Genomic DNA, 23,574 nt, shown 5'->3' with positions numbered 1-23,574 from the left:
ATCTGCATCGAGGCGCCAGGCCCGATGTGCTCTGCGGAAGGACAGCCGGATATGTCAGCGGACCCGATGACCTCTCGACCTGAGGCACCGAGATCCGCCGCCGTCTCCGCCTGGGCGCCGCTGGCCATCCCGGCATTCCGGGTGCTGTGGTTCGCGCAGCTGGGCAGCAACATCGGCACCTGGATGCAGACCGTCGGCGCACAGTGGTACCTCGTCGACGCCGCGGCCAGCGCGACCATCATCGCCCTCGTGCAGACGGCGAGTCTGGCCCCGGCCGTGCTGTTCTCCCTCCCCGCGGGGGTTCTCGCCGACTCCCTCGACCGCCGCAGACTGCTGATCTGGGGGTCGGTGGCGAGCGCCGTGATCGCCGCGGCGCTGACCGTCATCGCCGCCCTGAACGAGCTCACTCCGTGGACGATCCTCGGCTTCACGTTCCTGCTCGGGATCACCTCCACGCTGACGTCCCCGGCCTGGCAGGCGATCCAACCGGAACTCGTGCCCCGCCCGCTCATCGGCGCGTCCTCCGCGCTCGGCGGCGTCACGGTGAACGGTGCCCGCGCCGTCGGCCCCGCGCTCGCTGGCGTGCTGCTGTCGCTGTTCGGCGCGCCCGTGGTCTTCGGCATCAACGCGCTCAGCTTCATCGGAGCAGTCGTCGCCCTTCTGTGGTGGCGACGGCCGCCGCAGAGCGGACTCGACGACAGGGAACCTTTCACGGCCGCGCTGCGGGCAGGAGTCCGGTACGTCTCATCCGCCCACCTCGTGCGCCGCATCCTTCTGAGGTCCGCTCTCTTCGCCCTGCCCGCCAGCGCACTGTGGGCGCTGCTTCCCGTGACCGCCAAACGCCTCGACCTCACAGCGAGCGGATACGGCTTCCTGCTCGGAGCGCTCGGCGCCGGGGCCGTGCTGGGCATCTTCGTTCTGCCCATCGCCCGCAAGAGGTTCTCGGACAACGCGGTGATCGCGGTGAGCGCTGTGCTGTTCGCAGCCGGCACGCTCGCCGCGGCAAGGCTGCCGTTCGTCCCCATGCTGCTGCTGCTCGTTCTCGCCGGGGTCGCCTGGATCGGCACGCTCACCGTGCTGAACGCCGCACTGCAATTGACCCTCCCGCAGTGGGTGCGATCGCGAGGAGCATCGATCTACATCCTCGTCTTCATGGGAACGATGGCCACCGGGTCGTTCGGCTGGGGCGCCCTGGCCGGAGCAGTCGGCACGGCGACATCGCTGGCCGTGGCCGCGGCGCTGCTCGTCGTCATCGCAGCCAGTGTGATGTGGCTGCCGCTTCTGCCGGGCACGAGCACCGTCGACCGGACCGTCTCGATGTCGTGGCCCACCCCGACCCTCGTCCTCGACCCCCAGCCGACAGACGGCCCCGTTCTCGTGCAGATCACCTACACCGTGCGCCCCGACAGCATCGACGCGTTCCGAGAATCCATGCGACTGGTGGAGAGTTCGCGGCGGCGAACCGGCGGGTACCGATGGACTCTCCTCCGCAGCGGCGAAGAGCAGGACCTGCTGCTCGAGTCCTTCATGGTCCCGTCCTGGGGTGAGTACCGACGGCAGCAGACCCAGAGACTGACCGGTCGCGACCGTGAGATCCAGGCGACCGCGCGGGCGCACACCGAAGGCGAGCCCAGAGAGGTGCACTACTTTCCCGAGCCCACGCCGCCCCGCAGGAGACCTGGACCTCAGCGCTGAACGGCCTCAGGGGGACAGAAGAAGGCATCCGCCTTCGGATGCCGAGGCATCTGGGAATCCCGTGAGAATCGACGGGCTGGTCACGACCGCGCCGATAGCGTCGAAGCATGGATATCGACACCAGACGACCCCAGGTTCGCCGTGCACGCATCCTCTCGCCCCTGTTCGGGATGGCGGTCACGGCTGCGCTGCTGGCCGGATGCGCAGCCCCCGCGTCCCCCACCCCGACGGTCACGCAGACGGTGACGGCATCCGCTGATCCTGCGCCGAGTCCATCGCCCAGCGCATCCTCCACGCCGACCGCGGGCGTCAGCCCATCGGGCATCGGAGACGTGGAACTCGGCGCGCCCTACGACGAAGCTGTGGCGGCGGCGGGTGCCGCTCCGGTTGACGCCTGCCCGTGGCTCGCGTCCACGGAGACCGACGGATACATGCTCACCGTTCAGCGCCCCGAGGTCTCGGAGCAAGACCCCGCGGTGGTCGACCTCGTGCAGGTGTCCGCCTCACCCGTCGACCTCGAAGGCAAGCCGGCCGTCGGCCCGCTGACCGCTGAGGGGATCGGTCTCGGTTCTCGGCTCGACCAGGCGCTGGCCGTCTACCCTGACGCGGTCGAAGTCGAGAGCGTCGGCGATCGCCGCTATCTCGCGATCGAGTCGGAAGCCGGCACCGGTTCGGTCTTCCTGACTTACACCGCCGGAACCGACATCATCTGGGGAGTGACGGCGACGACGCTAGACGAGCCGCCGTACGAATCCTGCGCGTGAGCGCGGGCGTGAGGCGGGAGCATCCGGAGTCGAGTGTCAGGCGAAGGGTGAGTCGGCCCTGTCTCGTACTCCTCACGCTCCGGTGCGAGAGTAGCGACTGACCCAGAGGCCGGGAATCGGCTCGGCATCCGACTGGTGCACGAAGCCGAGGGACTCGTACAGCGCTCGAGCTGGGGCATTGTCGCGCCCGGTCGCGACGACCGTCTGGGGCGCGAGCGACATGACCTGCCCCACCAACGCGGCGCCCAGGCCCTTCCGGTGATGGGTGGGGTCGATCATGAGGCGGTCGAGGTCGACGACGTCATTCTGGATCACGTATCCCACCGCTCCGGCGATCTGGTGATTCTCGTCGACGCAGACCAGCCACTCCAAGCCAGCCGAAAGCAGGTCGGACGCCGTCTCATGGAGCGGCGGAATGCGGTCGTCACCGATCAGCCGAGCCTCGACAGCGTACGCCTCGTGCTGAAGCTCAAGGAGGCGCGGCGCGTGATTGCGCACTTCATCTGCGGTCAATCTTCGCGTCAGCACAGTCCGCCGCCCCTTCACCCGATCGAGCCGGTAGACCCGGCCTTGGCCTTTGTGTCGCCACAGAGACCACATCAGTTTGGCGCGACGACGGAGAGTCGGGGCCGGCCCAGCTCTTCTTCGATCATGCGCCGCCTCTCGATCCGTGGCGCTGTCCGACGGTGCGATCTGGGTGCGGCGACAGCTCAGCGATCCGCTGGCTTCGTCGACACACGGCATCACCGCTGTGACCTCCCGGGCCTCTCGTCGCGGAGGACGGATGCGGGACGCCTCGCGCGAGAGAGGAACGCTGATGCGAGGCGCCCCGAGTGAGGCCGATGCCCGCCGGAGTCACTCCGGCCAGATGATCGCCCCCGGCGCCATCCGGCAGATTCAGGATCCCCGGTCGAATCCATTCCCACAAGACTCAACTAGACATCGAGTGACGAGGTACTCCGCGTTGCCGCGCATCGCGGGCTTGTACCGCTCAAGGTCATCGACAGGCACCATGATCGACCCACCAGACCAGGCGCGTCTCGCACGTCTCCAGGAGATCCGACAGGGCATGGAGGAGCTTCGGATCGAGGCTCTCGCCGAACGTTGAGGTAGAACCTTCACGACCGAAGGGACGCTCGAGTTCATCCGGCGAGATGATCTCGCCGCAGATAGCTCTTAGCGCCAGACGCGGGTTAAGCCACCCCCTACCAACACCTAGTTCCATAAGTGTTGGTATCATGATGTGATGCCGACGTCTTCGCCCAGCACCCGCATCCCCATCGATGCCGTCTCGAGCGAGACCCTGGACTGGAAGCCGCGGGCACCGGAGATGTTCTCGCGGGCCGAGGTTGTGCGTCAGACCGGGCCGTATGAGGCGACGGTCACGGCTCCGATCGCCGAGTGGAGCCCGCAAGTCCCGAGCGAAGACGCCGCTGACGTGGAAGACGCCACGCGCCAGCTGGTCGCATTCGACGAGCATGCAAAGCGCACGTTGGGCACCGACAACCCGGCCCTGGGTCCGATGACCGCGATCCTGTTGCGCACAGAGTCTGCGTCCAGCTCGCAGATCGAGCAGCTGACGACGTCGGCGAAGCAGCTCGCTCTCGCCGAGATCGATGAAGGCGACAAGGCCAACGCGCTCACGGTGATCGGCAACGTCCGCGCCATGGAGGCAGCCCTCGCGCTCTCGGACGAGATCTCCGAGGAGTCGATCCTGCAGATGCACCACGCTCTGCTGCGCCACCAATCCGGCCTCGAGCACGAAGCAGGTCTCTACCGCCAAGAACCGGTCTGGATCGGCCCCGGCAACGCCGGCCCCCGCCAGGCGGAGTTCATAGCTCCCCACCACGACCGGATTCCCGGTGCGATCGGTGACCTGGTCAGATTCGTGAAGCGCCAGGACATCTCCGTGCTTGTTCAGGTCGCTGTCGCGCACGCCCAGTTCGAGACCATCCACCCGTTCGTCGACGGCAACGGCCGCACCGGCCGCGCGCTCGCGCAGTCGATCCTGCGCAACAAGGGTCTCGTCGGCTCCACCGCCGTACCGATCTCTGCAGGACTGCTCGTGAACACCGGGCGCTACTTCCAGGCGCTGACCGCTTTCCGAGCCGGCGACGCTGCCCCGATCATCCGCGAGTTCGCCATGGCGAGTCGCATCGCCGCGTCCACGGGGACGCAGCTGGTCGACGATCTCGTCGCGCAGCTGGACGAGTCCCGCGCTCTACTCCAGGGCGTCCGCTCCGACGCTGCGGTCTGGAGGGTCCTTCCCGCGCTCGTGGGCCAGCCGGCTGTGAACACGAAGTACCTCATGAGCGCGCTCGGACTCGGCGAGATGGCGGCGCTGCGCGCGCTGGACACACTCACCGATCGCGGGGTGCTCACCGAGACGACCGGCCAGGGACGCAACCGCGTCTGGCAGCACCGGGGAATCTTCGAGGTCCTCGACGGATACGCCGAGCAGATCCGCCGGATGACCACTCGAGGCTAGCCGCGAGCCAGCGCGGGGTCATAAGCCCCGGCGGGTCCGCACTGCTTATGACCCCCGATCCGACTTCCCCGGAATCTCGGCGATTTCGCGCGCTCCCGTGCGCTCGATTGCTGGGGCACTTCGACAGAGACCCCCAGCAATCGAGCGCATCCGAGCGCGCATTGCCTCTGAACGAGGTCTAATCCGGGTCCGGACCTGCGGCTGCAGTTCCCTCGAGCTCGCGAAGCCGTTTCAGCTGCGCCCACGGCCAGAACGCGATCCACCCGATCGAAACGATCGAGCCGCCCATGATCATCGAAGCGATATCCATGCGCTTCACGCTACGGACTCGGCGTGCCCGCGGTCATCCCCCGCGCGACGGATCCGGTCAGACAGCCAGTGCGGCTGGCGACCGCAACCTCAGAAACCTCACTATGCGGAGTCCTCGTCGATCCGCGTGATTCCGGGGTTTACGTGTTTACAACCTCACAAACCTCAGTTGCTCAGCGAGCCTCCACCCCGCTCGTCACGACCGACCCTGACCCCGAATAAGTGGCCCCATGCCTGAACAGAAACCGATCGACAAGAAGACCGCCCGGCACATCCGAGCTCTCGTCATCACGCAGGACGACGCGCTGAAGGGTCGCCCTTGGCGGTCGATGAAAGCGATCAAGCGCGCGCTGAAGGCAGGCGAGATCGACTGACCTGCGCTCGACGCTCACCCCACACACGACCTCGAGGAGACACCGATGGCTCTCATCTACAGCACGACCCCGCACGACACCGACGAGCTGGTCGCTCTGCGTCAGGTCATCAACGACAACGAGCGCGAGGCAGTCCTCGTGACCAAAGCGGCGTTCAGCAAGCGGCTGCGGAAGGTGCCCGAAGACGAGATCCTCGCGCTTGACGCCGCGGGCGCCGCCCAGCTCTAAGCTGATCTGCTCACTGAGTGATCGCCAACTGGTCGCCTGCCCTCTAGCCGTTGGAGACCTGCTTCTGCGAAGCGGTGCGCACCGCTCGGATGAGGATGGGAATCACGGCGCCGAACAGCAGTGCCAGGGCGACGCCGATGAGCGTTTCGAGTGCCCGCTCGGCAAAGCGGAGTCCTGGTCGTTCTCCGACGCCCTGCAAGATGAGCGTGAGCGCGAGATAGGTGGTGAACGCCGGAGCGATGTACCACCGGCTGCCCTGGGTTGCCGCGAGGGCAGCGACGGCCAGTCCGACGGTGACGACCGTGACTGCGACAGGGGGATCAAGTCCGGCGATGTATGCCGCAGCGAAGGCGCCGGCCACGACGCTCGCTGCTCGCCCGACACCACGCAAGACGAGTTGCTCTCGGCCGGGTCGCATCACCAGCAGGACAGTTCCCGTCGCCCAGCCGACGTGCTCCAGTTCGAGCACGTATCCGAGCAGCGCGGCGATCGCGGCTGCCATACCGAGAAGGGCGCCGTATGTGAGTGCCTCCTGCCGCGTCGGGGTAGATGGACGCGCAGGAGGGGCGACCTGCCTCTCCGGCCAGAGCATCGACACGCCCCACGCGTAGAGGGATCCAGCGAGCATGAGGACCGCAACCAGGGCACCTTCCGCGAGATCGCGATAGGACAACGCGATGCCCGTGAGTGGGAAAACCACCGCAAGTGCCAGCGCGCCCGCTCGAGCTTGCCGCGCCCACCAGGTGCAGCCGACGGCGAGGCCGAACATGGCGCAAACCGCAAGGAACGGCACCTGCGTCAAGAGAGAGCCGGTCAGGAACCCCACAGCGCTGAGGAGCCCCACGAGGGGGATGATGCGTCGACCTCTGCGGTAGCCGGGAAGATCGAATGCGGCGACCGGGATGACCCCGACCGCGAGAGCGAGCCCCGCTGTTGGGCTGAACGGCATGACGATCATCGCGGGCACGGCGTACACCGCACCGAGCAAGAACATCGTCCAATGCCACTGGATTGGGCGGTGGGCCAGCGCCGAACGAGGATCGTTCATGGCCTACCCGAACGAGGTGGAGTGACGATGCCGCCCATCGCCGACGCCGGCGTTGAGAGGCATGGGGCCGGCTGCGGAGGTGGTGCGTCGGCTACGGGTCGTGCAGCAGCCTCCCCAGATTCGTCCCGCGCGACGAATCTGGGGCCGACCGCCTCAGCGCACGCGTAGCGATCGATCAGTGCGAGCCCAGGTCGTGGATGAGTTCCTTCTCGTCTTCTTCCGACAGTGATGTCTGCACGACGGTGCCGTTGTACGGAGCGAGCGCTGCGGCGAACTTGTCCTCGGTGAGCTTCACGGCGTAGAGGACGATGGCGGACTTCCCGGCGGTGACCGTCGATTTCACGCGGTTGCGGAACTCGGCGTCCAAGCCAGTCTTGTCCAGGCCCGCGAACAGGGCACCGAAGAGTCCTCCGAAGATCAGTCCCGCGAAGGGGACGAAGAAGAGGATCCCGATCAGTCCGCCGAAGAGAGCCCCGCCGGCGGCACCGGCGCCCACTTTGCCGGTGGTCCCGGGGTATTCGACCTTGGTCTTACCCTCGCCGTCAACCTTGACGAGTGCGAGCCCGGCGAGCTCTACGACGAGGTCGCCCTGCAGCTCCTGCACCCGGTTGTACGCCGCTTCCGCGTCCGCTTCGGAGTCGTATGCGATGACGATGAGATCGGCCATGGGGATCCTGCTTTCGTGGAAGTGCCGTCAAGAAGCTCCTTCTCGGCGGCAGATGGTTCTGAGCCTGGAACGGCCGGACAACGCCACCGGCGCCGCCTGCCAGATACAGGATGCGGCCTAGCGGGACGGGGCGTTCCCGCCCCTCACCTTCGAAGGGTGACCCGCCCGTTTCCGCCTCGAGCGTGGCGCATACGCTCGACCGCACAGGGCGAGAGCGGCTCGCCGTACCTCAGGGAGTGGCGATGTCCGACGTGCAGCGTTCTGTTCTTCCGATCCCGGACCTCGCCTACACGGGCACGGTCACCTACGACGCGACCGACCCCGACACCACGTTCCCGCCGATCACCCCGGTGCGCCCCCCTGAGGGCTCCCCGAACGTCCTGATCGTGCTCATCGACGACACCGGATTCGGCGCTTCCAGCTCCTTCGGCGGACCCGTGCAGACCCCGAACTTCGAGCGCGTCGCGGCAGCCGGGTTGAAGTACACCCGGTTCCACACCACGGCGCTGTGCTCACCCACGAGGGCGGCGCTGCTCAGCGGTCGCAACCACCACACCGTCGGTATGGGCGGGATCACCGAGATCGCCACCTCCGCTCCCGGATACAGCTCGTTGCGGCCCAACAGCTGCGCTCCGCTCGCTGAGACGCTGAAGCTCAACGGCTACAACACGGCTCAGTTCGGCAAGTGCCACGAGGTCCCCGTGTGGCAGGCGAGCGCGATCGGCCCATTCGATGGATGGCCGAGTCCCGGCAACGGCTTCGAGTACTTCTACGGCTTCATCGGGGGCGAGACCAATCAGTGGTACCCGGCTCTGTACGAGAACACCACACCCGTGGAGCCCTGGGGCACCCCCGAAGACGGATACCACTTCATGGGCGACATGACCGACAAAGCGATCGCCTGGGCCCGCGAGCAGAAGTCTCTCGCGCCCGACGTGCCGTTCTTCACCTACTTCGCCCCCGGCGCCACCCACGCACCACACCATGTGCCTGCTGAGTGGGCCGACAAGTACAAGGGACAGTTCGACCAGGGCTGGGACGAGGTCCGCAAGGAAACATTCGCGCGCCAGCTCGAGCTCGGCGTCATCCCGCCCGACGCCGCACTCACCGAGCGCAGCCCGGGCATCCCCGCGTGGGACGAGATGAGCGATCTGATCAAGCCCGCTCTCGCCCGCCAGATGGAGGTCTACGCCGGATTCCTCGCCTATGCCGACCACCACGTCGGCCGGCTACTCGACGCCTACGAAGAGCTCGGCATCCTCGACGACACCCTCATCTACGTGATCATCGGCGACAACGGCGCCAGTGCCGAAGGGTCGATGCACGGCACGACCAACGAGAGCTTCACGATCAACCACATGAACGAGATCGAGACCGAACAGTACGTCGCCGATCACATCGACGACATCGGCACCCCGCGCTCCTACAACCACTACGCCGTCGGGTGGGCTCACGCGATGGACACCCCATACCAGTGGACCAAGCAGGTGGCGAGCCACTGGGGCGGCACCCGCAACGGCACGATCGTCAGCTGGCCGAACGGCGGCGTGGAGAAGGGCGGCATCCGCAACCAGTTCAGTCACGTCATCGACGTCGCACCCACCGTGCTCGCAGCCGCCGGAATCCCCGAGCCCAGCATCGTCAACGGTGTCACCCAACGCCCCTACGAGGGCACGGCGATGAACTACACCTTCACTGACGCGGATGCCGACGCGGCCGAGCAGCACGAGACCCAGTACTTCGAGATGATCGGCAACCGCGCGATCTACCACAAGGGCTGGACGGCCGTCGCGAAGCATAAGGATCCCTGGCTCGCGTCATCCCATGGCCTCGACGACGACGTCTGGGAGCTGTACAACGTCGAGGAAGACTGGACACAGTCCAACGACCTCGCCGCCGAGGAACCCGAACGCCTCGCTCACCTGCAGCGGCTGTTCCTCATCCAGGCGGCACGCTTCAACGTGCTCCCCCTCGACATCCGCTCCGCCGAGCGGATGAACCCGGACATCGCCGGCCGGCCGCAACTCGTCGTCAGCGACACGCAGAAGTTCTATCCCGGTATGAAGCGCATGAGCGAGAACACCACGATCAACATCAAGAACAAGTCGTGGACCGTCACCGCGCAGGTATCGATCCCCGACGCGGGTGCTGACGGTGTGCTCATCGCGCAAGGAGGCGCGTACGGAGGCTGGTCGTTCTACCTGAAGGATGGTGCTCTCGCGTTCGCGTACAACCTGCTCGGCATCACCGTCGACATCGTGCGCTCTGACGAGCCTGCGCCAATTGGGGACCGCGAGTTGCGAGCACACTTCGCCTACGACGGAGGCGGCGTCGCGAAAGGCGGCACGGTCACTCTCTTCGCCGGCGAAGACAAGATCGGCGAAGGTCGGATCGAGAAGACAATCCCCTACCAGTTCACCTTCGACGAGACCGTCGATGTCGGCCAAGACCTCGCGTCGCCGGTCTCGCCCGATTACGCCGCCACCGGCAACGCGTTCACCGGAACGATCGGCTGGGTACGCATCGACCTCGGCGATGACGACCACTCCCACCTGATCGACGACGAGCACAAGCTGGCCGTCGCGATGCTCAAGCAATGAACGCGTGAGACTACGGGGAGCGAGACGTCCTCGATGTGGGATGCCCCGCCTCGAGGGAGGTAACGCCGGCGGGGCATCCCGGGTGACGCCGGTGCCCGCCGGGCGTCACACCCGATGTCAGCGCACGCCCCCCGGCGCCCGCTGACAGACTCAGGATCGCACCATCTCCGCCCGAGGGTGCGCGACCCTCATCTCGCGAGGGCGATGCACCGGTCCTGTGAGATGCGCGCTGCGTTCAACGGTGCTCATGCGCGTCGAGCGAGACCAGGTAGTCGGCGTTTCCCCGCATCGCAGGCTTGTACCGCTCGAGCTCATCGACATGCACGTGATCCGCGAGTAGCAATAACAAGCTCCCCAATGCTCTGTTCGCGTGCCCCTGCGCATGCAGCGTCAGCGCTTCGAATGCGCCCAGCGCCACGTCGTCCGGGAACTCCTCGCGCGCAGTGCGGAACACCTCTGCTGATCTGTCCAGATCGCCGAGGTTGCGCAGCGTGGATCCGTACTGGAGGAAGCACCGGCGGCGGATGTCGCCGTGGAGTCCGTTCTCGAGGGCGCGCCGGTAGTAACCCTTCGCCATGACCTCTTCGCCGGCGGTGTCGAACGCGCCGCCGACTTCGTAGAGCACGCGCGGATCGTGTGGGTGCTTCTCCAGGATCGGGCGAAGCGCCGCGATCGTCGGCGCCATGTTCTCGCTCTCGCTCCTGGAAGATCCGATCCAGCTCAGCGTTCAGCTTGTCCGTTGCCATCGTGGCCCCCCGGTGCACGGCGGTGGAACCGTACTCGGTCACGCTATCCGAAGCACACGCCTCAGAGCGCGACGGCGACGGGCCGTCGGTCTCCTCGCGTGTTCGGGGTACTGATCACGAGGAACCGCGTCTCCGCGGCACCTGGATTGAAGAATCGGTGAGCGAGCCCAGGCCGGACCTCGACACCCTGTCTGGCCTCGAGGTCGACGGCGCCCTCGGCGGTCTGCATCTGAGCGGTTCCTTCGAGCACGTAGAAGAACTGCGTCGCAGTGTCGTGCACGTGCCACTCTTCGCCGGCTCCGGCCGGTACTCGCTCCTCGATCACCGACAGCCCTGGACTGTCGAGTAGTCGCCACCCGTCGGAGACCTCGCCCCACACGTAGTGATCAGCATTGGTGACATCGACAGCTTCGGGCATCCTTCGATCCTTCCAGACGAAATGGTCGGCGCTTAGTGCGAACGCGCGCCCGGACACATGCTCTAGGAAGTACGCACACCTTGGGATCGACGAGAAAGAAGCCTGCCGACAGTGAACACCCCGGCGCCAACGACGGCGACACCAAGCGCGATCACCATCACTGCCGCGTCGTTAGGCAGCATGGCGCACCCGACGGATGTGTCCTCATAGGGACAGCTTCTCCAGGGCTGGAGGAAGAACAGCACGGCTGTCGCCGCCCCCACCAGTCCCGCTGACGCGCCGATGACAGCCATCAACTTCGATCCGCGTTGAGTCATGGTCCCAACGTAGACATCAGACGGGCACTCGACTCGAGCGTATTGCGATCTCCCAGCTTCGGCATCAAGTCTGCGTGTCGCGCTGGAACCCCGCGCCAGCACTGGAAACGCGCTCTCATCTGCTCAGCCCCTTCTTACTTCCCTGTCTGGCCGTTTACCGACGATAAGACCACTTATCGCAACTATCCGGCGGCCCGATCTCACTTCAACCTCTAGGCCATTGGCCACGATTAGACCAGTTATCCGGACTGTCCGGCAACGCACAGCGCCGCGGCTCCTCGACGATCTGAAACGAGTGGTCGCCGGTGTCGATCCACGCTTCACACTCCGGAGTCGTATCGCCGTCGCCCGAAACAAGGGAGAGAAGTAGCGAGCGTTGACGGCCGCCCCCACTGCATCGGGGGCGGCCGTTAACGTCGGCGTGCGTTTCCGTCAGCTCCTGCGCAGACGTCCCCATACGAGCAGTGCTCCTCCAAGGGCAAGGATGATTACCCCTACGAACATCCACGGCCCGACAGCCCCTCCTGTGCTTGCCAGGTCTTCTCCGCCGTTCCCAGCCCCGGATCCATCAGCGCCTACCCCGCCGCTCGAGGGGTCGCCGGTGCCAGGATTCTCAGCCCCAGGCTCCTCACCCGGATCCGGGTTCACTGCCTGGACGACGGTGACCACATCGTCCACGCGAAGTTCACCGGCTCCCTCACCTCCGAGGTAGAACCCCAATTGCGTCACAGAGGTCGGATCGAAGGCGGCGTCCGGCGCCCATGCTGGAGCTGCGAAATCGGAGAAGGGGATCTCCACGCGCTGCCACCCGTCACCCTCGGAACCCGGCTGAGTGCCCGTCGTGCGGGAACATCCGAGTCCTCGCCTTCATCACCGATGAAGGCGTGATCACCTGCGCGGCCTGCGCCGGCCAATCGCCCCGATTTGCGTGCCGCACCTGCGGCAGTGAGGAGTTCCTGACCGGAACTAACTGCGGCCGCTGCAGGCTGCAGGCGCGTCTGGACGAGCTCATCGGCACCGTGGCAGAGGCGCCTGTCGAGCTGACCAGGCTCCGCGAACACCTCGCGAAGGCTCCGATGGACCCGCGCTCGATTGTCCGCTGGCTCCGGCGACCGCACGTGACCGAAACGCTGAGAGGCATGGCAACCGGTGCACTGCCTCTCGACCACTCGGCACTTGATCTTCTGCCGCAACGGCCGTCAACGCGTTACTTCCGGCGTCTGCTCATCGAGGCCGGTGTGCTGCCGCAGATCCACGTGTTCCAGCACGAGCTCACGCTGCACGTCGCCGCCTTGGCGGCCACGCTCGAGCGCCCCACCGGAAACAAGCTTCGCCGCTTCTACAGAGGGGCCATCCTGCCGAAACTGCACCGCCGCTACCGAGACCATGGTCGAGACCTGTCCTTGGAAGCCTTCCGCGGACAGCGGAGCCATCTCGCTGCGGTCGTCCGATTCCTGACCTGGATGGATGCCAGAGAGCTGACCGTCGGCGACCTGGATCAGCGCACGCTCGACCGCTACATCGCCCGCGTGAAGACGCGGGAGCCTGTCGAGCACTTCGTGCGGTGGGCGACCCGATCACGGTTGGCCGGCGATCTCAGCACAAATGTCCGCGCCGCCCGGAACACGATGTCAAACATGACAGAAGAGGAGCTGTGGAGTGGCATCGACCGTCTCCTCGATGATGAGGATGTGGAGCTTGAAGTGCGCGTCGCCGGGCTCTTCGTGCTGCTCTATGCCCAGATACTTGGCCGCGCCGTCAGTATGACTCGCGATCAGATTGACGCCACTGCGGAGCGGGTGACAGTGCAGTTCGGTATCACCCCTGTCGTGCTCGACGACGTAGTCGGCAACCTCGTCCGCAGACAACTCTCCGCACCATCCCGGCGAGGGTATGCCGCAGGGGACTCCGGCTGGCTGTTCGAGGGGCTCTCACCCGGCCGGCACATGACCGCGGCCTACATCCGGCTGCGCCTCACGGAGATCGGGATCCGCACACGCATCTCCCGCGAAACACGGATGAACCTGCCGGCGATGCGCATGCCCGCGGCGGTGGTTGCCGACGTCATCGGGATCGGCAACCACACCGCCGACCGCCGAAAGAGCAAGGCCGGCGGGACCTGGTCGACCTACCCGGGGCTGCGCCGATAGGGATCGCTTGCGCAGCCAGCCGTCCTCCCCTTCTCGCCAAGGACAAGCTCCTGATGCGCGCGAGTCAGGTGACGGGATTTTCTGCGGCTCGTACAGAAGAGCGGGTCCGGTAGTGGCCAACGAGCGTGAGCATGACGCCGAACGCGATCCACGCGCTGAGGATGAGCCATTGCGGTGCGGTGTTGGCGTCGGGGAAGTAGCTCAGCGAGCGGAGGAGGTCGTTGGCTGCGCCGGGTACGAAGTACTGGCCGATGGCACCCCATGGCTCGGGGAGGAACTGCCACGGCATGGCCGCACCGGACAGGGGGTTGGCAAACAGGATCGTGATCGCTGCCGCGACGCCGAGCCCCCGGGGTCCGATGAGTGACGTGCAGCCGGCGATGAACGCGGCGGTGGCGAGGATCGATACCCCGATACCGAGCGAGTTCAACCAGAAATCGCCCTGAAGGTACTCGAACCACGTCTGCAGGATGAGAGTGAGCAACAGGCCCGAGGCGGTAGCAAAGCCGACGAGTGCAAGCAGCCGGCGCATGGGTCCGACGATGAGCATCGATACGAGCACGCCGCCGAGCATCCCACCGATGGTGAGCGGGAGCGCGGCGACGGCCAGTCCGGCACCTGTGGGGTCGCTCTCAGCGAGGGGGACGACGGGGGTCACGGTCACGGTCGCGGTCGACGGGTCGCCGCCGGCCGCCGTGACCTGTGCAGTGAGTTGCGTCTGGAGCTGCGTTGCGACGCCGGTCAGCATCTGGGTTGCCGCGGCGTTCGCTGCGGGCGCGGTGAGGACCTCGGGCGCCTCAGGAGGTGCGGCGAGAATGATGGCACCGTACGTCTCCCGGGTCTTGATCTGGTCGACAGCATCGCCACGGTCGTCCGCTTCGACGAAGTCGAACAGTCCGGGCGATGCGGTGTCGATGAGGTCTTCGAACGCCGTAACTGCCGCCTCGGGGCCGGCGATGCTGACCGGGAGGTTCTGGGGTTCCGATGTCTTGCTCGGCCACGTGAAGGCGAGCAAGATCAGGGCGACTGCAAGCGAGCCCAGGATGCCGAGGCCCAGGGCCGTTCCCCATTTGGTGTGCGGGCGGGGAGCGTCGGGCTTCCCTTGGGATGTGGCGAACGCCATGATGATCCTTCCAAAGAGATTGAGCAATCTGTTTGACACACGCTAACAGATCAGGCAGTCTTTTTGTATGCCAAGAATCACGGAGGCTCGACGGACCGAACGCCGAAACCAGATCGCGCAAGCGGCGCTGCGGTGCTTCGCGCGTCAGGGCTTCGCCGGCACGTCCATGGCGGACATCATCACCGAGGCCGGGTTGTCGTCCGGGTCGATCTACTCGCACTTCGACAGCAAGGCCGAGCTCCTCCGGTTCGCCGTGTCGAGCGTTCTCGAGGACCGCTTCACCGGGATGCTCGACGAAGTCCGCGACGGCGGCGAGATCGCCCCGAGCAGGCTGCTCGGTCACCTGCTGAGCGAGATCGGAGCGGAAGTGGCGCAGGCGCACGTCCTCCTACAGGTCTGGGCGGAAATGCCCCGCGATGCCGAGCTCGCCGAACTCATGGGCGACAATCTGCGCAAGCTCCGCATGCTTCTCACCCAGGCGCTGACCCCGTACATCGAGGCGCACCAGCCGCCTGCCACAGCCACCGAAGCCGCCGACGCCGTGCTCTCTGCACTCTTCGGATTCGTGCTGAGGGTCGCCATCGACCCGCAGACCCCGACCGCCGAGATCCGTCAGGGAGTCCTCCTCGGCTTTTCTCTCGAACCCCACCCGGCCTAGCGGCCGCTCACCAAATGAAGGGCATGACCATGAAGTTCCTCGCCCGCTACAACCTGTACATCTTCACCGCCATCGGCCTCGCCATCGGCATCTACACGCTCATCGCATGGCCCTCAATGCCCGTCCTCCAGCGCGCCACGGGCCTGATGTCCCTCGCCGTCGTCCTGCACCTCTGGGAAGAAGGCCGATTCCCCGGCGGATTCACCGACCTGATCGCAAACAAACTCAACTTCACCGCGAAGAGCCGGCACTTCGGTGAGATCGTCACCGGCATCCTCGTCATCGTGGTCCTGTTCATCCCGTTCTTCTTCCCGCAGATCGTCTTCATGCAGGTCGCCGCCCTCTACCTGGGCTTCCTCGAGGCGTTTGCCCACGTCGCGGCCATCGGCATCTTCCGTCTGAAGAAGCCGTACTCACCCGGCATGCTCACCGCAGTCGTGCTGATGCTGCCCATCGCCATCACGGGGATCGTCATCGGCTCGCAGCAAGGTCTCATCGATGGCCTCGACTATCTGTGGGCGGGCCTCTACCTGATCCTCGCCCTCGCCATCGCGCAGTTCACCGTCGTCCGCAGCAGCGGCATGCCGTACTCCGAGTTCCTCGGCAACATCGCGAAGAACATCAAGGGCACCCCACCAACCGTCCAGTAGACCGGGACATGTCGCCCTAGAACCCGCGATGCCGCTGCTGCCAGACTTGTGCCCACGTTCAGGCCAATCCGGTAGCCAGCACGCTATTCAACGGGGACGTCCTCGCAGCTTCGTACTCCCAATTTCAAGGAGAAGATTATGTCGACAACGGATGCAGTCATCGAGGTAGACAAGCTGACCAAGTCCTACGGACGCTTCCAAGCTCTCCGCGGACTGGATCTGAACGTGGCTCGCGGCGAAGTGCACGGGTTCCTCGGCCCCAACGGTGCTGGGAAATCCACCACGATCCGCGTCCTGCTCGGGCTGCTGCGCGGCGATGGTGGGACGGCGCGCGTGCTGGGCGGCGACCCCTGGAAAGACGTTGTCGGCTTGCACAGGCGGCTCGCATACGTGCCGGGTGACGTGTCGCTATGGCCCGGGATGAGCGGCGGCGAAGCCATCGACCTGCTCGGCACTCTACGAGGTGGTCTCGACGAGACGCGGCGCAAGGATCTGATCGACCGCTTCGAACTGGATCCAACGAAGCGGGGCCGGCAATATTCGAAAGGCAATCGACAGAAAGTCGCGATTGTCGCCGCTCTCGCATCGGACGTGGAGCTGCTGATTCTGGACGAGCCGACCAGTGGGCTGGACCCGCTCATGGAGAACGTCTTCCAAGAGGTCATCGGCGAAGCCAAAGCACGAGGAACGTCCGTGCTGCTCTCCAGCCACATCCTCTCGGAGCTGGAATCACTCGCGGACCGCATGTCGATCATTCGCGACGGAAAGATCGTCCAGAACGGCACACTCGCCGATCTGCAAAAGGGCGCCCGCAGCACCATCCACGCCACGTTCGCTCAACCGATCACCGAGTCCGTGTTGCACGGGTTGAGCGACGTGCACGTGGATGGTGCGAAGCTCACCGCGAGCGTCGACGCCGCAGAGGTCGGAGAGGCCATGGCGCGCCTGACGCCGCTCGGGATCACCGCGTTGACCGTCGAGCCGCCGTCGCTGGAGTCCTTGTTCCTGCGTCTCTACGAGCCTGGAACCCCCGAGCAGGAGGCGTCCTGATGGCCAGCACAGCCATCGCTGGCACGCCGCCCCTCCTGCGGGCGAATGTCCGGTATGACGGCCGCATGCTCGCCCCCTGGGCGCTGCTGACCACCGTCTTGTCCGCGTCCTCCATGCTGTACCCGCTCATCTTCCCGACCGAGCAGGACCGCCAAGCGTTCGCCGGTGCCGTAGGCGCCAACCCGGCGATGGCCATCATCTTCGGGCCGGCATTCGACCTGTCCACCGCCGACGGATTCAATGCCTGGCGTTCGCTCGCTCTCGGCGGACTCATCGCGGGTCTCGGCGTCATCTTCGCTGTCACCCGAGCAACTCGCGCCCAGGAAGACTCCGGACAGGCGGAACTTCTCGCCTCCGGAGTGATGGGGCGTGCCTCCCGGCTGATGGCAGCAGTGGCAATGTGCCTTGGATTTTCCATCATCCTGGGCCTCGTCACCGGACTCGTCACGGTGCTGTGCGGCGGGGACTGGAACGCCTCGATGCTGTTGGCCGCGACCATGTCCGCAACCGCCTGGATGTTCACAGGCGTCGCCGCCGTCACCGCACAGCTGGGATCCGACGCGCGCACATCGAACTCCCTGGCCGTCGCGACGCTCGGAGTGCTCTTCATCGGTCGCGGCGTCAGCTACGCGTTGGAGGCGCCGGACTGGGTGATCTGGGCCAACCCGCTCGGATGGATGACCGAAACCAAGCCGGCCCTCGACAACAACTGGTGGCCGCTGCTGCTGGCCGTCGCGCTCACCATCGTCCTCTTCGCCGTGGCCTTCCTGCTGCAATCGCGGCGGGAGTTCGGGGCGGGAGCGGTCGCCCCTGGACCCGGACCCGCACGCGGGAAAGACCGCTCGACGTGGCGGCTCGCGGTGCGGATCAACCGCGGCCCGATCCTCAGCTGGGGAATCGCATTCGTCGCGCTCGGCTTCGTGTTCGGCTACCTCGCGACCTCAGTCTCCGACATCTTCGGATCGGACCCGGCCATCCAACAGATGCTCGCCGCCGGTGCCGCCACATCCGACGACCTCGTCAGCGCATTCCTCGTAACCATCCTCAGCATGGTCGGCATCCTCGCCGCCATCCCCGGCGTCCAGACCATGCTCAAAGTCCGAACCGAGGAAATGGAAGACCGGCTCGAGCCCGTCATCGCCACCGCGACCGCACGTCCTCGCTACTACTTCAGCAACGTGCTCATCGCCCTCGGCGCCCCGGCCATCTACATGCTCGTCGCCGGTAGCCTCATCGGATGGCTCACCGCCGCAGCAGATATCGGCGCCACGTTCGGCGACGTGCTCCTCCAAGCAACGGCCACCATCCCTGCGGTATGGACCGTCGTCGCACTCGCAGTGGCCGTGATCGGTGCCCGTCCCCAAGTGTCCATCGCCGCCTGGCTCGGAGTCCTCGCTTCGTTCGCACTGACCATCCTCGGTCCGACCTTCCAGCTCTGGGACTGGATCCTCGCCATCAGCCCGTTCTGGCACATCCCCAACGTCACCTCGAGTGACGCTGACTGGACTGGACTGATCTGGATCAGCCTCGTCACCCTCCTCTTCCTCGCCCTGGGCTTCGCAGGTTTCCGCCGGCGAGACCTCGCGCGCTCCTGACCCGAGAGAAAGTCGAGCGTCGAGGATCAGATCGTTCGGAGCCACCGGCACGAGGACTGAACTGCTCCGCCGCCGACCACATGGAGGGAATAGTTCCCTAAGGAATACTGCGCTCCGCCGATAAGACCGACGAGCTGATCCGGGAGTACGTCGCCGACGGCGGTAAGCCCGAAGACTGGTGGAAGTCGTGGGCTGGCGCCTACTCGGTGGCTCCAACTCAGAACGCGCCGATCGTGCGTGACCGTGGTGAGGGTCGGATCCTCGAGCTCGTGCGCTGGGACTGGCAGAAGCCGGCGAACCGTCCCAAGGGCGGGCCGGTCATAAACGCCCGCATGGAAAAATTGGCAGCAGGCTTCTGGGCGCCCGCCTTCTCGGCTGCTCGATGCATCGTTCCGATGCGGGGCTACTTCGAGTGGACGGGCGACAAGACCCCGAAGACTCCGCACTTCCTTCACGGCGACGGGCTGCTCTCGGCCGCGGGGCTCACCTGGTCGATGGAACTGCCGAACGGCGAGAAGTCACGCTGCTTCGTCGTCATCACCCGTGAGGCACGCGACGCAAGTGGCGAGGTGCACGACCGGATGCCCGCGTTCCTCGCGCCCGACACCTGGGATGCCTGGCTCACACCGGAGAAGCTCACCGGGGATCGGAAGATCGAGACCTTGGCGATGCTCGAGCACACTTCGAGTGATGTCGCCTCGACGATCCGTGAGTACATCGTCGACCGGAAAGTCAGCAATAGTCGCACCGTCGATCCGGCTGACCCGACCCTGCTGGAGCCGGTCGCCTGAGCAGCGATCTGCGCGTATTGCGGTCGGTGTAACTAGGGTGGCTTATAGGGTAGTAAGGAGGTAAACTGCTCTCATGGAAACCCTGACCCCCACCACAGCGCACAGCCGCACGATGCGGATGGACATCCATGACATCGTGCGCGAGCTCAACGCGGCCCTCGGCCCGACGCTCGTCGCTGGGCTCGCGGGCTCCAAGGACCGCAAGCTCCCGATCCGCTGGGCCAAGGCTGACGGCCCTGAGCCGCGCTCGGACGCGTCGAACCGTCTGACGTTCGCTCACCGCCAGTGGAGTCTCCTGTCTGCAGCGGACGGCGATCACGTCGCCCGGCAGTGGTTCATCGGTGGAAACCCACACCTGCGGGAAGACACCCCGATCACGGCGATCCGCGAGGGCCGTCATGGTGAGGTCGCTGACGCGGTCGAGTCGTTCATCGCCGGGACCGCCGACGCGTGACGACTGCGCGGACCTGCTCTGTCACCGGCCTCCGACTCATCTCAGACCCCGGCGCCTACGGCTTCCACGTCGGGAAGAACGACTATCCCGCGCTGTCTGGCGCGCCCCGTGACGCTGCTGCGAAGTGGCGCCAGGCATGGGGTCGCTACGATGTGCCCGGTCAGACCTTCTACGTCGCAGAGACGCGATCTGCGGCCTATGCCGAGGTGCTCTCCGGCTTCAAGCGCGCCAACGGCGCGACAGACACGCTCACGAAGGATGCCGAGTTCGCTGGGCTCTCCCTCGAGGAGTACATCGAGGAGATCGCTCGCGAGTGGTCGGATCGCGACTTCATGGGTCTCGGTGCCATCCCCGCCGGCTGGCGATACGACCGCGGGCTCATCCCTGTCGTGCTCCCCGATCCCGGCTGGCTCGTCGACGTCGAGCACCCCGATTCCATCTCCGCCATCGAGGGTGCGATCGGGCCACTGCTGGCGAGCTTCAACGTCACCCACCTGACCACCGGCACGCTCCGCAGCGAGAAGCGTCACGTCACCACCCGCATCGCCGAGCACCTGCACGGCCTCACTCTCGACACCGGCAGCACGCCCCTCGGGGTGCACTTCGGCAGCAAGCACGGCGCCGCCTGGTGCAAGGCGATCTGGCTCGATCACCCTGAAGCCCGCGACGTGCTCGCTCTGGCCGCTGAGCCGATCCTCGTCACCGACGACGACCTGAAGACCGCGGCGGATCGCTTCCGCATCCGCGTCTTCTGAGCGGCGCTCCCGCATGCACCTCGAGATCACCGTCACACCCCGCGAGACACTCGTGTGGGCTCAGTCGTCCAAGGGGGCGCAAGAGCTGCGTCACGAGCTCGAAGAGTCCGGCTACCTCGTGCGCGATGCCGACCCGTTCGAGCTGACCAGCGCCGGTCTCATCCCCGCAGGTGAGCACCTCGAGTTCGATCCCGCGCGTATCTTCGACGTAGGCATCGGTCCGAACGCCAACGCGTCTCTGCATGCGCTGACGGACTCCGGTCACCTGCTCATCTGGCACCACTGGCAGACGCGTCTCGCCCGGAAGGTATGGGGCGTCAACATCGCGATACCGCGCAAGCGTCGGCCGCGTGCTGACGGCATCGAGAGAGCCACGCACTTCGGCACCAAGGTGCGCAGCAATGTCGGTCTCGGCCTCAAGATCTCCCGCGACACGTACGCCACGATCAACAAGCGATCCTCGATGCCTCGCGGGTCACGGGATGCCAACCCGGAAGCGTGGGACCGGCAGAGTCGCTACTTCGATGACGACGAGCACCGCATCCTCACCGACGAGTGGTGCGCTTCGCACCAGGCCGACGCGCTGGCGAACTTCGACATGAACATGGCCCATTTCGCCTCGCTTGACCCGATCGAGTTCGAGGCCACTCTGCAGCTGGCGCTCGACGGCCACCCGGACATGGTCGAGGTGACAGATCTCACCGAATGGGTTGGCGTGCCTGGGGTCTACATCATGGTTCTCGACGAGTACCGGCAGGTCTACGTCGGCGCGTCATCCGAGTCCGCGGGGATCGCTAAGCGCATCCGTCAGCACTGGACCAACCAGAAAGAGTTCGACCGCCTCATCTGGGGCGGCGTGAAGACATCGATCCTGTCGATCGACAGCTTTCGCGCCCTGGACACCACGCGCATCTTCGCGATGATGACCGGCGACTACTTCGATGAGGAGATCTCTGTCCTCGCGCAGTTCCCGCCGAAGTTCGCCCTGAACCGCATCATCGGCGGGCGCGATGCTGTGCGGTTTGCAGGACTTCTCGGCGTCGACGCTGTCATGCGCACGCGCGAGATCGACCCCGAGCGGGATGTAGAACCGACGGGCGCGTCAGACCTGACTCCTGATATCGCGACCACCTGAGCACTTGAACGGAGACACCGTGACCGACCCAGAAGACCAGGCGCGTCTCGCACGTCTCCAGGAGATCCGAGAGGGCATGGAGGCGCTTCGCATCGAGGCTCTCGCGGAGCGCGGAGGCAAGACCTTCACGACCGACGAGACGCTCGAGTTCATCCGGCGACATGATGATGCCGCAGACACGGTGGAGCGCTACGCCCTCCAGGGACGGGAACCGAACGACGACGCCTGATGCCACCCTGTGGCGCGGCTACGAAGACTGATCGGGATCTGCGGCCGCCGTCGCCTCGAGCTCGCGAAGTCGTTTCAGCTGTGCCCACGGCCAGAACGCGATCCACCCGATCGAAACGATCGAGCCGCCCATGATCATCGAAGCGATATCCATGCGCTTCACGCTACGGACTCGGCGTGCACGCGGTCATCCCCCGCGCGACGGATCCCGTCAGCCGGCGTCTGCAGCGCGCGAGCGGCCGATGCCCTCCCTTCTTCCTCTTCGGCAGAGGGCTCGGGTCAGCCGTGGGCACCAGGGCACGGTCAGGCGCACTCCTCCTTGCGCCCCTGATCGTCAGAGGCGACTGACCAGGACGTCCCAGCCCGTACCTACACTGATACTTCGGCGGTCTGGACCGCCACGCTCCGAGTCTGCCTCCCCACGCGGGTCAGACGCAGAGGACAACCGAGGCGGATCCAGAGCTGCAGTACCTGTCGAATCACCTTCTCCCTCATGAGGGCATCGCAGGCGTGGGGTGTGACGTCCGGAAATGAGTTCGAGTTGTCTGATTTCACCACCCGCGGTCCCGCCATCACGCGCGACGCGAAGGCCTGGCGCGATGCCGCCGGCGTGAAGTACACCGAGGCGCTGCGCCTCATCGAGGATCCGCTCCACCAGGGCATCCTCGGCGATCGCATCGTCGTGCGCGACCTGCTCCGCGTGCTCGAGGAGGATCCGCTCCTCGGCCTGAATGGCTACGCCGGCAAGTTCGGCCGCACTGGTCTGCACGCCGACTCGGCCATGAGGGACGATCTCTCATCTGAGATGCTCCGCGAGGTGCTTCTGTCGGTCGAGGCTCTAAACCTGTTCTCTCACTCGAAGACGCTCGCGCCGGGCGGCACTCCACCGATCACCGCGTCGGGGATCCCCTTCGACACCAGCCTGATCGACATGTACTCGCGCGAGTGGGTGAGCAGCTACGAGATGAAGCACACGGTCGAGCGCCTGCTCGCTCCGATGGGTCTCTACGTCTCGAACGGCGCAGTGATCCTCGCTGCCACCATGATCGGACTGCCCATCGTGCGGTTCGATGAGAACAGCCCGAACGTGAGCATCGGAGTTCGCCGGGACGAGCACAACAACCTGCAACGGATGCTGGACGGAGACGACCTGCGAAGCGAGCACAGCATCCCACGCGGCTACACGCGGCTCCGCACCGTGCTCGAGCGAGCAGCCGCCGGCGAGCCGTTTGAGCAGGAGCTCGCGCTTGCGCTGACCTCCTGATCTGACATCTCCCATCAAGAGCCGCCTGGCCCCCTCCGCCCCAGGCGGCTCTTTCGCGCGCCCGAAA

At 65.9% G+C, this 23,574-nt stretch carries 25 protein-coding genes; 17 read left to right on the top strand and 8 right to left on the bottom strand.

What is annotated here, in order from left to right:
- Positions 1–66 precede the first annotated feature (66 nt).
- The gene (locus tag ACIPV5_RS14180) at positions 67–1,695 is read left to right on the top strand and encodes an MFS transporter (RefSeq protein ID WP_400341478.1); all 1,629 of its coding nucleotides are present in this window, start codon (positions 67–69) and stop codon (positions 1,693–1,695) included.
- Between the two features lie 107 nt (positions 1,696–1,802).
- Positions 1,803–2,459 (top strand): hypothetical protein, encoded by a 657-nt coding sequence (locus ACIPV5_RS14175; RefSeq protein ID WP_400341475.1) that lies wholly within the window; start codon positions 1,803–1,805, stop codon positions 2,457–2,459.
- 72 nt (positions 2,460–2,531) lie between these two features.
- Here ACIPV5_RS14175 and ACIPV5_RS14170 read toward each other — a convergent pair whose 3' ends face one another.
- Positions 2,532–2,972 (bottom strand): GNAT family N-acetyltransferase, encoded by a 441-nt coding sequence (locus tag ACIPV5_RS14170; RefSeq protein WP_400341474.1) that lies wholly within the window; start codon positions 2,970–2,972, stop codon positions 2,532–2,534.
- A gap of 733 nt (positions 2,973–3,705) precedes the next feature.
- On the opposite strand from ACIPV5_RS14170, the gene ACIPV5_RS14165 reads away from it, so the two are divergent.
- A complete protein-coding gene (locus ACIPV5_RS14165; RefSeq protein ID WP_400341472.1) occupies positions 3,706–4,947 on the top strand; it encodes a Fic family protein in 1,242 nt (413 codons plus the stop codon).
- Positions 4,948–5,125: 178 nt separating this feature from the next.
- Here ACIPV5_RS14165 and ACIPV5_RS14160 read toward each other — a convergent pair whose 3' ends face one another.
- Positions 5,126–5,257, bottom strand: coding sequence for a hypothetical protein (locus ACIPV5_RS14160; RefSeq protein WP_268776162.1), 132 nt, complete (start codon positions 5,255–5,257; stop codon positions 5,126–5,128).
- A 229-nt stretch (positions 5,258–5,486) separates the two neighbouring features.
- Between ACIPV5_RS14160 and ACIPV5_RS14155 the strand changes: the two genes are divergently transcribed.
- Positions 5,487–5,630 carry a hypothetical protein gene (locus ACIPV5_RS14155; protein ID WP_157538179.1) on the top strand — a complete coding sequence of 48 codons (144 nt, stop codon included), beginning with the start codon at positions 5,487–5,489 and terminating at the stop codon, positions 5,628–5,630.
- 45 nt (positions 5,631–5,675) lie between these two features.
- Positions 5,676–5,858 (top strand): hypothetical protein, encoded by a 183-nt coding sequence (locus ACIPV5_RS14150; protein ID WP_400341470.1) that lies wholly within the window; start codon positions 5,676–5,678, stop codon positions 5,856–5,858.
- 43 nt (positions 5,859–5,901) lie between these two features.
- Here the strand turns inward: ACIPV5_RS14150 and ACIPV5_RS14145 are convergent, their stop codons facing one another.
- The gene (locus tag ACIPV5_RS14145) at positions 5,902–6,852 is read right to left on the bottom strand and encodes an FUSC family protein (protein ID WP_400341467.1); all 951 of its coding nucleotides are present in this window, start codon (positions 6,850–6,852) and stop codon (positions 5,902–5,904) included.
- 229 nt (positions 6,853–7,081) lie between these two features.
- On the bottom strand, positions 7,082–7,573 hold the full coding sequence (locus ACIPV5_RS14140) for a DUF1269 domain-containing protein (RefSeq protein WP_201471033.1): 492 nt from the start codon (positions 7,571–7,573) through the stop codon (positions 7,082–7,084).
- A 242-nt stretch (positions 7,574–7,815) separates the two neighbouring features.
- Here ACIPV5_RS14140 and ACIPV5_RS14135 point away from each other — a divergent pair, with 242 nt between their 5' ends.
- Complete coding sequence (locus ACIPV5_RS14135; RefSeq protein WP_400341465.1) at positions 7,816–10,173, top strand: arylsulfatase; 2,358 nt, start codon at positions 7,816–7,818, stop codon at positions 10,171–10,173.
- Between the two features lie 235 nt (positions 10,174–10,408).
- Here ACIPV5_RS14135 and ACIPV5_RS14130 read toward each other — a convergent pair whose 3' ends face one another.
- Both ACIPV5_RS14130 and ACIPV5_RS14125 read right to left on the bottom strand, forming a co-directional pair.
- Entirely contained in the window at positions 10,409–10,798 is a 390-nt protein-coding gene (locus tag ACIPV5_RS14130; RefSeq protein ID WP_400341463.1) for a tetratricopeptide repeat protein, read from the bottom strand.
- A gap of 182 nt (positions 10,799–10,980) precedes the next feature.
- Positions 10,981–11,337: a cupin domain-containing protein gene (locus ACIPV5_RS14125; protein ID WP_400341461.1), complete on the bottom strand. Its 357-nt coding sequence runs from the start codon at positions 11,335–11,337 to the stop codon at positions 10,981–10,983.
- A 1,201-nt stretch (positions 11,338–12,538) separates the two neighbouring features.
- Between ACIPV5_RS14125 and ACIPV5_RS14120 the strand changes: the two genes are divergently transcribed.
- Positions 12,539–13,804 carry a hypothetical protein gene (locus ACIPV5_RS14120; RefSeq protein ID WP_400341460.1) on the top strand — a complete coding sequence of 422 codons (1,266 nt, stop codon included), beginning with the start codon at positions 12,539–12,541 and terminating at the stop codon, positions 13,802–13,804.
- A gap of 64 nt (positions 13,805–13,868) precedes the next feature.
- Here ACIPV5_RS14120 and ACIPV5_RS14115 read toward each other — a convergent pair whose 3' ends face one another.
- Positions 13,869–14,927, bottom strand: a complete 1,059-nt coding sequence (locus ACIPV5_RS14115; protein ID WP_400341458.1) for a hypothetical protein — start codon at positions 14,925–14,927, stop codon at positions 13,869–13,871.
- 67 nt (positions 14,928–14,994) lie between these two features.
- On the opposite strand from ACIPV5_RS14115, the gene ACIPV5_RS14110 reads away from it, so the two are divergent.
- The 9 genes from ACIPV5_RS14110 to ACIPV5_RS14070 all read left to right on the top strand — a co-directional run bounded on the left by ACIPV5_RS14110 (position 14,995) and on the right by ACIPV5_RS14070 (position 22,244).
- On the top strand, positions 14,995–15,585 hold the full coding sequence (locus ACIPV5_RS14110) for a TetR/AcrR family transcriptional regulator (RefSeq protein ID WP_400341457.1): 591 nt from the start codon (positions 14,995–14,997) through the stop codon (positions 15,583–15,585).
- Between the two features lie 23 nt (positions 15,586–15,608).
- Complete coding sequence (locus ACIPV5_RS14105) at positions 15,609–16,235, top strand: HXXEE domain-containing protein (RefSeq protein ID WP_400341455.1); 627 nt, start codon at positions 15,609–15,611, stop codon at positions 16,233–16,235.
- Positions 16,236–16,373: 138 nt separating this feature from the next.
- Positions 16,374–17,285, top strand: a complete 912-nt coding sequence (locus tag ACIPV5_RS14100) for an ABC transporter ATP-binding protein (RefSeq protein WP_400341454.1) — start codon at positions 16,374–16,376, stop codon at positions 17,283–17,285.
- On the top strand, positions 17,285–18,880 hold the full coding sequence (locus tag ACIPV5_RS14095) for an ABC transporter permease (RefSeq protein ID WP_400341452.1): 1,596 nt from the start codon (positions 17,285–17,287) through the stop codon (positions 18,878–18,880). Before ACIPV5_RS14100 ends, ACIPV5_RS14095 begins: the two co-directional genes overlap by 1 nt.
- Positions 18,881–18,984: 104 nt before the next feature.
- Positions 18,985–19,671 carry an SOS response-associated peptidase gene (locus tag ACIPV5_RS14090; RefSeq protein ID WP_400342154.1) on the top strand — a complete coding sequence of 229 codons (687 nt, stop codon included), beginning with the start codon at positions 18,985–18,987 and terminating at the stop codon, positions 19,669–19,671.
- A 73-nt stretch (positions 19,672–19,744) separates the two neighbouring features.
- Positions 19,745–20,125 carry a hypothetical protein gene (locus tag ACIPV5_RS14085; RefSeq protein WP_400341450.1) on the top strand — a complete coding sequence of 127 codons (381 nt, stop codon included), beginning with the start codon at positions 19,745–19,747 and terminating at the stop codon, positions 20,123–20,125.
- On the top strand, positions 20,122–20,880 hold the full coding sequence (locus tag ACIPV5_RS14080; protein WP_400341449.1) for a hypothetical protein: 759 nt from the start codon (positions 20,122–20,124) through the stop codon (positions 20,878–20,880). The genes ACIPV5_RS14085 and ACIPV5_RS14080 overlap by 4 nt, the downstream gene beginning before the upstream one ends.
- Positions 20,881–20,893: 13 nt before the next feature.
- Positions 20,894–22,015, top strand: a complete 1,122-nt coding sequence (locus ACIPV5_RS14075) for a hypothetical protein (RefSeq protein ID WP_400341447.1) — start codon at positions 20,894–20,896, stop codon at positions 22,013–22,015.
- A 19-nt stretch (positions 22,016–22,034) separates the two neighbouring features.
- Positions 22,035–22,244, top strand: a complete 210-nt coding sequence (locus tag ACIPV5_RS14070) for a hypothetical protein (RefSeq protein WP_400341445.1) — start codon at positions 22,035–22,037, stop codon at positions 22,242–22,244.
- 18 nt (positions 22,245–22,262) lie between these two features.
- Here ACIPV5_RS14070 and ACIPV5_RS14065 read toward each other — a convergent pair whose 3' ends face one another.
- Complete coding sequence (locus ACIPV5_RS14065; protein ID WP_285225713.1) at positions 22,263–22,397, bottom strand: hypothetical protein; 135 nt, start codon at positions 22,395–22,397, stop codon at positions 22,263–22,265.
- A gap of 387 nt (positions 22,398–22,784) precedes the next feature.
- Between ACIPV5_RS14065 and ACIPV5_RS14060 the strand changes: the two genes are divergently transcribed.
- Complete coding sequence (locus ACIPV5_RS14060; protein WP_400341443.1) at positions 22,785–23,507, top strand: hypothetical protein; 723 nt, start codon at positions 22,785–22,787, stop codon at positions 23,505–23,507.
- Positions 23,508–23,574 lie beyond the last annotated feature (67 nt).

Origin of the sequence: Microbacterium sp. NPDC090014 (assembly GCF_044748285.1) — a bacterium.
In the GTDB taxonomy this organism is placed as follows: Bacteria; Actinomycetota; Actinomycetes; order Actinomycetales; family Microbacteriaceae; genus Microbacterium.
This window is presented reverse-complemented; position numbering and strand designations above follow the sequence as displayed.